Source organism: Zestomonas ipomoeae (genome assembly GCF_057128665.1).
Genome location: NZ_JBSKHQ010000049.1, coordinates 1 through 994 on the forward strand (window position 1 = coordinate 1; position 994 = coordinate 994).

At 47.4% G+C, this 994-nt stretch carries 2 protein-coding genes; both read right to left on the reverse strand.

Going from position 1 to position 994, the window contains the following annotated elements; all coding sequences use genetic code 11:
* Nucleotides 1-103: 103 nt before the first annotated feature.
* Nucleotides 104-379, reverse strand: a complete 276-nt coding sequence (locus ACWKV7_RS23655; RefSeq protein WP_483860157.1) for a hypothetical protein — start codon at nucleotides 377-379, stop codon at nucleotides 104-106.
* Between the two features lie 89 nt (nucleotides 380-468).
* Complete coding sequence (locus ACWKV7_RS23660) at nucleotides 469-846, reverse strand: hypothetical protein (RefSeq protein ID WP_483860158.1); 378 nt, start codon at nucleotides 844-846, stop codon at nucleotides 469-471.
* Between the last annotated feature and the right edge of the window lie 148 nt (nucleotides 847-994).

A 994-nucleotide genomic window follows, 5' to 3' on the forward strand; every position in this document is an offset into this window, starting at 1 on the left:
GATATACGAATGCAACCGCGCTGACGACAGGATCGAAAAAAGCTGTCCTCACTGCTTGTGGGGAGAGTCCATATACAATTGTTATGTTACTCACGGCACGAGGCTATTCAAGAAAATCAACAGGGACCGTTTTAATATATTCCTTTGCTTTGCTGATAAGCGCCGCCCATTCTGCTTGGGGCATTCCAGTGACGCCGTTTTCAGCTAACGAGTTTTCAAGCAAGTCCGCTAAACCCCAAATGGCTCTTCTTTCTTCTTCTGAAAGACTGTCGTGCGACTTCAAGTCTGAGAATTTATCAGACAAGACCTCCCAGGCAAGCAGCAGGTGGCCGAGGGTTATTTTAATGGATGTTTCTTTGGAGAAATCTTCAGCTTCCATTTTGGAGATTCCTTGATGAGGAACATAACGTTTGGTTAAGGGGCCGGCTTTAGCCGGTCCCGAGTGAGCGAAGCGAACGACTTGAACCACTAGTTAGAAGGCGTTGACCTCTTGCGTAATTCGTACATCGATAGAGCTGAAACCGAAACAATAATACCTGCCTCTATCATGCGCCCGAGCTTTGAGTAAATTTCGTAGCTAACGCTAAGTGAAAGCATATAAAGCAGTGCGCCGATAGCACCTGCAATTGCACCATAAGCTAGAGGTTGACGCTTAGCTAGCCAGCCCAGCAGAAGTCCCGGCAGGATCTTTGATAGGGCAATGACTGATGGCCCTGCCAAGCTATTTATTTGTTCTGCGTTTGAAAAGACGAACGGAATGAATTGAATTATGTTTGATGCAATATGCAGGCTGCCGAAAAGGACCAGTACGGTAGTGATGGTAAGCGCTATTGGATGCAACCACATAATTTCCAGAAGCCTTCTAACGTTTGGTTAAGGGGCGGGCTTTAGCCCGTCCCAGTGAGCGCAGCGAACGATTTGAAGGCTGTAATGGACTCTCCCCGCACCACCTTTCTTCTATAAATCCGAGGTGCCTGTTCAACTGGGAGAGCTT